Consider the following 6,483-nt stretch of genomic DNA (forward strand, 5'->3'; position numbering starts at 1 on the left):
TCTTACCGGCCCAGCATCTTCCGCACAGCGGCGACCACTTCTCCGGCATTGGGGATGGCCGCCTTTTCCAGGCGGCGATTATACGGAATAGGCACATCCAGCGCATGCACCCGTACCGGCGCCGCATCGAGATCGAAAAAGCATTCCTCGTTGAGGATCGCCATCACCTCGGAACCCACGCCCACCGGCGCCTCGTCTTCTTCGACAACGACGGCGCGATGAGTCTTGCGTACGCTGGCCGCGATACCGGCCCGATCCATGGGTTTGAGTGCCCGCAAATCCACCACTTCGGCGTCGATGCCGTAGTCCTGAGCCAACTTCTGCGCCGCATCCAACGCCCAATGAACGCTGATGTTATAGGCAAAAATACTGACGTCCTTACCCGGCCGCATCACTTCGACGCCTTCCAGCGGCGTAAAAAACTCTTCGTCCGGGATCTCGCCCTTGAGGTTATACATACTCTCGTGCTCGATGATCACTACCGGATCATCACAGCGCACGGCGCTTTTCAGCAACCCGTAGGCGTCGCGCGGCGTTGCCGGGGTCACCACCCGCAGGCCGGAAATACCCATGAACACTTTCTCCATACGCGCCGAGTGCTGGGCACCCAATTGGTGCGCAGTGCCGCCCGGTACCCGCATCACGAAGGGACAACGGATACGCCCACCGGACATGTAATGGATTTTCGCGGCATTGTTCATGAGCTGATCCATCGCCAACCAGGCGAAATTCACGCTCATGATTTCGACGATGGGACGGGCCCCGATCATGGCGGCACCCACCCCGATACCGGTGTAGCTGTTTTCGGAAATAGGTGTATCGATTACCCGCTGCTCGCCGTATTTGGCGAAGAGGCCGCTGGTCGCCTTGTAGGTACCGCCGGCGACGCCGATATCCTCACCCATGGCAAAAACCAGGGGGTCCCGCGCCATCTCTTCATCGTGGGCGCGCAGGATTCCCTGCCAATACATCATTTCAGCCATGGCTGCCTGCCTCCTTTTCTGTGTATACGTAACGGGCGATATCTTCCAGACGCGGCTCCGGGCTCTCGGCAGCAAAGCGCACGATTTCATTTTCGATTTCGTCCAGGATGGCCTTGTCCATGGCGTGGAACTCGTCCTCGCTGACCACCCCGGCTTCCAGCAGACGGTGCTTGTAGATGCCGATGGGATCGCGCTGCGCCCATTCCTCCACCTCTTCCTTGGAACGGTAGGCGCCCGAGTCGGACATGGAATGACCCCGCAGACGATAGGTCATCAACTCCAGGAAGTAGGGTTTACGCTTTTCCCGCACGTACTGCACCGCCTTTTCGGCGTGGTCCATGACCACATCGATATCCTGGCCGTCGCACTGCGCCGCCTCGATTCTGTAGGGTGCCACCCGTTTGTACTGGTTGATCTCCACCGTCGAACGTTCAATGGCAGTGCCGATACCATACAGATTGTTTTCGCAGACAAAGAGCACCGGCAGATTCCACAGGCTCGCCATGTTCATGGTCTCGTGGAAAGTGCCCTGATTGTTGGCGCCGTCGCCCAAAAAACAGATCGAGATTTCGTCACTACCGCGCAACTGGATCGCCTTGGCAAAACCGGCCGCCAGCGGGAAGGGGCCGCCGACCAGTGCGTAGCCGCCCATGAAGTGCACATCGGGATCAAAGAGGTGCATGGAACCGCCACGCCCCTTGGAACAGCCCGTTTCTTTGCCGAAGAGCTCCGCCATCAGCGCCTTGGGATCCATACCTGATTTCAGGGCGTGGATATGATCGCGATAACCAGTCACCACGTAGTCCGAACCGGTGCGAGCCTTCTCCAGCACACCGATGGCACAGGCTTCCTCACCGGGATAGAGGTGCAAAAAACCGCCGATCTGGCGTTCGTGGTAGGCCTCCGCGCAGCGTTCCTCGAAACGGCGGGCAAACAGCATTTCACGCAACAGGCGCTTCTGGTCCGTGGCGTCCATGGTCCTCCTAGACAAAAAACATTGGACCTGTGTCACTAGGGACACAGGTCTCAGGTGAATGAGTGAGAGCAAAGTCTTGGGAATGATGGCCCAGGCTGCGGCAAAGCGTCAAGAGTGCCCGCATATGAAGCACCGACTTGCCAGCAAGGGTGGCAGCAAACAAGATCAGGCGCCAGAACGGGACGCATGCGTGGCAACGGGAACTGGCGGATCTCGGCTTCAGAACATGTAGCTGGTTTCTACCCTGCCACGGAACTCAGTGGTATTGGTACCGTTGGCGCCGGTGGTACTCACCCATAGGGCTCCGACGCCTTGACATACGATAACTCTGCGCGCACAAAGAAATCACCATTCCGACATGTGGGAGTCAGCGTAGCCGGTGTTGTTTTCAGTTGCCGTTCAGAGTGCGCTCGATACTGGGGAGTGCCGCGCCTACACCGGCACCAACCGCACCGCCGACCGCAGCCCCTACAGCGGGATTGCCTGCGGCGACAGTACCCAGAACCGCACCACCGGCCGCGCCAATGGCGCCGCCGCTCAGGGCACGCTGACCAGTAGGGCTCATATTGGCACAGCCGCCGAGCGCCACAACGCAAAAAGCCAACGCGAGAGGAGACAACCAGCGCCGCCGGTCTGCAACAGCGCTTACGAAGTTTCCTGATATCATTGTCCTGCTCCTGTTTTTTCCGTACCTACCACCAATCCGTTAGATTAGACCGGACATTCGTCACTTCATTCAATGATGCCAGTCATCATCGTGCCGCCAGCGCCCGGCCCAAGGCGGAGGTCCGCGATGCTCCCAGCGGCGGCGCTCATAAATTCGGGCACGCATCGGTGCCACATAATAGCCAGGGGGCGGAGGCGCATAGTAAACGGGGCGGGGGGGCGGGGCGTAATAGACCGGTGGGGGCGGGGCGTAGTAACCCAGACCGTTGCCAAGAAATACGCTCAACCCCGGAATAGCGAGCCCGAGGGACATGTCATCGTCTGCCCGAACCGCAGTGCTGGTCAGACCGCACAGCAGCGCCAGGGTGGCGACAACTACCAAATGGCGGACGCCATAAGCTGACGACTTGATCATAATCAAACTCCTTGTATCAGGTAGTGACTCGCCCGCCTCCATCATCGGCAAATCATCGTGTACCACGACCTTGTCCGAACATCTACCGATACTGATTGCAGAGCGCAGTAAACGAACACAGCAAAATTAGTGCCATATTCATTGGTCTTATTTTTCGGCAGGTTACGTTGCCCCGTTGTGGGAAAATGGCTACAGATCCGGAACCATATATAATAATACGCATACTTTCATCAGGTTATATTGTCGCTGATTACCATGGGGCGCTTACGGCAGCAGGGCGATTTGCATCAGGCCCGCGTCCTCCGCCAGGGAGAACAGCCGGTTCATATTCTGTATCGCCTGCCCCGCCGCCCCTTTGACCAGATTGTCGATGACCGAAAGGACGACTACTTGCCCCGGCCGGGGCTGATGTACGGCGATAAGGCACATGTTGGCACCCCGCACTGAACGGGTAGCCGGGTGACTGCCGAAGGGCAGGACATCCACAAAAGGCTCGCTGGCGTAACGGGTGGCGAACAGGTCCTGTAGCGCCGCATCGCTCATCGGCTGCGCCAGGCGTCCGTAGAGGGTGGCATGAATGCCGCGGATCATCGGCATCAGGTGCGGTGTGAACTGCAACTCCAGCGGGGTCCCGCTGATATCGGAGAGCACCGCCTCGATTTCCGGCCGGTGCCGGTGGCCGCCGACGCCATAGGCACTGACGCTATCCGCCGTTTCGGGGAGAATCAAGCCGACCTTGGCGCTACGACCCGCTCCGCTGACGCCGGACTTGCAATCCGCGATCAGCGTATCCTCTTGCAGCAAGCCCTCGGCCAATAGAGGCGCAAGGCCGAGAATGACCGCCGTCGGATAGCAGCCTGGATTGGCAATCAGCCGCGCCTCACTGATCTTGGTCCGATAGTATTCGGGCAAGCCATAACAGGCTTCGCCCAGCACCTCGGGCGCGCGGTGGGCCATGCCGTACCACTGGGCAAAAACTTCTGCATCGGGCAATCGGAAATCAGCACCCAGGTCGATGATTCGCACGCCCTCGGCCAGCAGTTTCGGAGCGCTGTCCATGGCCACTCCATGGGGTGTCGCAAAAAAAACGACGTCCAGGGTGCCGAGTATGGCGGGATCTGGGGCGGTATAAGACAGGTTGCAGTGGCCACGCAAATTGGGGAAGTGCTCGTCCACCCGCTGCCCGGCCTCGGCGCGGGAAGTGATGGCCACTAACTCGACTTCCGGATGCGGCAGCAGCAGACGGAGCAACTCCACCCCGGTATAACCCGTACCCCCAACGATACCTGCGCGAATCATGTTCCCCTCCCTGATCTGATGCTAATCCGTAACAGAAAAAGCCGCCCGAAGGCGGCTTGTTTCGCAGCTCGAAGCGTGGGTAATTAACGCTTGGAAAACTGGTGACTACGCCGGGCCTTATGTTTGCCCACCTTCTTCCGTTCCACTTCGCGAGCGTCGCGGGTGACAAAACCAGCACTGCGCAAGGGACGTCGCAAGGTTTCGTCGTAGACCATGAGGGCGCGCGTGATGCCATGGCGGATCGCCCCGGCCTGACCACTGGCACCACCACCGTTGACATTCACCAGAATATCGAACTGGCCGCCATGACCGGTCAATTCCAGGGGCTGCATGACCACCATGCGTGAGGTCTCACGGCCAAAGTAGTCTTCCAGGGTGCGCTTGTTGATGACGATCTTGCCAGAGCCCCGGCGCAAATACACGCGGGCAGTTGCACTCTTACGCCGACCGGTACCGTAATATTGTTCCATAAAGTCTTCGCCTTAAACGTTCAGGGGCTGCGGCTGCTGTGCCGAATGGGGATGCTCGGAGCCAGTATAGACCTTGAGCTTTTTGAACATCGCCCGACCCAGCGGATTCTTGGGCAGCATGCCCTTGACCGCAAGCTCGATGATCCGCTCAGGGTGCGTCTCCTTCATCTTCTCGAAGGAAGCACTCTTCAGGTTGCCGACATAGCCGGTGTGATGGTAATAAATTTTATCTTTGGCCTTGTTGCCGGTAACCGCGATCTTGTCGGCATTGATGACGACAATGTAATCGCCAGTATCGGCATGGGGCGTATACTCGGGCTTATGCTTGCCACGCAAACGTTTAGCCAGCTCTACAGAGAGGCGGCCCAGGACTTTATCGGTGGCATCCACCACGAACCAGTCCCCTTGTACTTCGTGAGACTTGGCAGAATAGGTCTTCATCACAAAACTCCGGCTTCGGATTTTCACTGAGGGGCGGGAGATTAGCGACGATAAGGGCGGATGTCAAGGTACCTGCGCGCTCCGGGACAGCTACCCAATGAATTCATAAGGGTCGACACCCTGCATCCACGCAGGAATATCGCGTTGACCGTGCAAAACACATCAAACGTCGGCACGATCAGGCTGCTCTGGAAAAAATCTTACGAATTCCGGGTATTCGCAATTTGTTGTGTATGGTGCCCCATCCGGGGCACAGACCATTTTGCCCCCATTGGTGTATTGACCCAAACCAGTGATCTTTCAGGCCGCACTGGCGGCAAAAAGAACCGCAACACCACGAAGACCACCGCTGTAGAACCGGACATCCAGCCCGGGAGTACCAGGTATCCGAGTAGCGAATCAATGCTGCGGCGGAATGACGACGCCTGCGTGGGTATCCTTGGCGATCATTTTGGCAGTGTCGGCCTTCATGGCCGCCAAGGCCGCATTGGCTTGCGCTTCCTCCGGTTTCTTCCCAGCCGGGACACCGACCTTAGCAAAATCACACAATTGTGATAATAATACTTCAATAATTCTTTACCTGGGAGGTTTTCTGTGCGACTTGTCCAAACTGCGCTGATCATGCTCACTCTTGCCGGTCCCATGCTGGTCCATGCTGCAACCCTGCACCGCGGGGAATGGAAGGCCACGACGCGCGCTGCCCAAGGGGTTCAGGAAACCTATACCTATTGTGACCGTGGGCGGGGATGGGCCGAACTGATCAACCATGATGCCGGCGCATCCTGCTCGATCTCCCACTCAACCGTCATACGCTCTAACGGACATGTGCAGTTCACAGACAAATGCCTGTTACGCACCCCGCCAAACGGCGAGACCACGACAGAAATGCACGTAGATATGCAAATGAGTAACGGCGGTCGCGCGTTCCATGCGACGATCACGGGTACCGGCATTGCGGGTGGCTATCAATTCCCCATCAGTGAGCAGGTGTCCGGTCATTATATCGGTGCCTGCCACCAAGGCGGCTGATCGCGGCAAAGGCACCTGAAGGTGTACTCGTAGACGCCATTCCTGGCATTTCGCTGACATCCGCTGACTGCCTATCGGCACCCTGCGGGAGATCGCCGCACGCACAACTGACCGCCGGTGAGCCGGTCAGTTGTGCAGAAGTAAAAATCTCAAAACATCATCCGGTTAGAACCGGGCGGGGCGACCTCTCCAATACGTAAGATT

At 58.1% G+C, this 6,483-nt stretch carries 9 protein-coding genes; 2 read left to right on the forward strand and 7 right to left on the reverse strand.

What is annotated here, in order from left to right:
- Nucleotides 1-2: 2 nt before the first annotated feature.
- The 7 genes from AFE_RS14070 to rplM form a co-directional block, all read right to left on the reverse strand.
- Complete coding sequence (locus AFE_RS14070; RefSeq protein ID WP_012537579.1) at nt 3-983, reverse strand: alpha-ketoacid dehydrogenase subunit beta; 981 nt, start codon at nt 981-983, stop codon at nt 3-5.
- Nucleotides 976-1,959, reverse strand: a complete 984-nt coding sequence (gene pdhA, locus AFE_RS14075; protein ID WP_012537580.1) for a pyruvate dehydrogenase (acetyl-transferring) E1 component subunit alpha — start codon at nt 1,957-1,959, stop codon at nt 976-978. Before pdhA ends, AFE_RS14070 begins: the two co-directional genes overlap by 8 nt.
- A gap of 388 nt (nt 1,960-2,347) precedes the next feature.
- Nucleotides 2,348-2,626: a hypothetical protein gene (locus AFE_RS14080; RefSeq protein WP_012537581.1), complete on the reverse strand. Its 279-nt coding sequence runs from the start codon at nt 2,624-2,626 to the stop codon at nt 2,348-2,350.
- Between the two features lie 69 nt (nt 2,627-2,695).
- Complete coding sequence (locus AFE_RS14085) at nt 2,696-3,040, reverse strand: hypothetical protein (protein ID WP_012537582.1); 345 nt, start codon at nt 3,038-3,040, stop codon at nt 2,696-2,698.
- A 264-nt stretch (nt 3,041-3,304) separates the two neighbouring features.
- Entirely contained in the window at nt 3,305-4,339 is a 1,035-nt protein-coding gene (gene argC, locus AFE_RS14090) for an N-acetyl-gamma-glutamyl-phosphate reductase (protein WP_012537583.1), read from the reverse strand.
- Between the two features lie 83 nt (nt 4,340-4,422).
- Complete coding sequence (gene rpsI, locus AFE_RS14095) at nt 4,423-4,809, reverse strand: 30S ribosomal protein S9 (RefSeq protein ID WP_009567384.1); 387 nt, start codon at nt 4,807-4,809, stop codon at nt 4,423-4,425.
- Nucleotides 4,810-4,821: 12 nt separating this feature from the next.
- Nucleotides 4,822-5,250 (reverse strand): 50S ribosomal protein L13, encoded by a 429-nt coding sequence (gene rplM, locus AFE_RS14100; protein WP_009567386.1) that lies wholly within the window; start codon nt 5,248-5,250, stop codon nt 4,822-4,824.
- 144 nt (nt 5,251-5,394) lie between these two features.
- Here rplM and AFE_RS14105 point away from each other — a divergent pair, with 144 nt between their 5' ends.
- Complete coding sequence (locus AFE_RS14105) at nt 5,395-5,805, forward strand: hypothetical protein (protein ID WP_226833942.1); 411 nt, start codon at nt 5,395-5,397, stop codon at nt 5,803-5,805.
- A gap of 39 nt (nt 5,806-5,844) precedes the next feature.
- The gene (locus AFE_RS14110) at nt 5,845-6,279 is read left to right on the forward strand and encodes a DUF3617 family protein (protein ID WP_012537585.1); all 435 of its coding nucleotides are present in this window, start codon (nt 5,845-5,847) and stop codon (nt 6,277-6,279) included.
- Nucleotides 6,280-6,483 lie beyond the last annotated feature (204 nt).

Origin of the sequence: Acidithiobacillus ferrooxidans ATCC 23270, from assembly GCF_000021485.1 — a bacterium.
Taxonomy (GTDB): domain Bacteria; phylum Pseudomonadota; class Gammaproteobacteria; order Acidithiobacillales; family Acidithiobacillaceae; genus Acidithiobacillus; species Acidithiobacillus ferrooxidans.

What these genes read in the sequence shown, in the direction of transcription:
- rpsI (WP_009567384.1), bottom strand. Translation starts at nt 4,809, where the DNA reads ATGGAACAATATTACGGTACCGGTCGGCGTAAGAGTGCAACTGCCCGC.
- rplM (WP_009567386.1), bottom strand. Translation starts at nt 5,250, where the DNA reads ATGAAGACCTATTCTGCCAAGTCTCACGAAGTACAAGGGGACTGGTTC.
- argC (WP_012537583.1), bottom strand. Translation starts at nt 4,339, where the DNA reads ATGATTCGCGCAGGTATCGTTGGGGGTACGGGTTATACCGGGGTGGAG.
- AFE_RS14080 (WP_012537581.1), bottom strand. Translation starts at nt 2,626, where the DNA reads ATGATATCAGGAAACTTCGTAAGCGCTGTTGCAGACCGGCGGCGCTGG.
- AFE_RS14085 (WP_012537582.1), bottom strand. Translation starts at nt 3,040, where the DNA reads ATGATCAAGTCGTCAGCTTATGGCGTCCGCCATTTGGTAGTTGTCGCC.
- pdhA (WP_012537580.1), bottom strand. Translation starts at nt 1,959, where the DNA reads ATGGACGCCACGGACCAGAAGCGCCTGTTGCGTGAAATGCTGTTTGCC.
- AFE_RS14070 (WP_012537579.1), bottom strand. Translation starts at nt 983, where the DNA reads ATGGCTGAAATGATGTATTGGCAGGGAATCCTGCGCGCCCACGATGAA.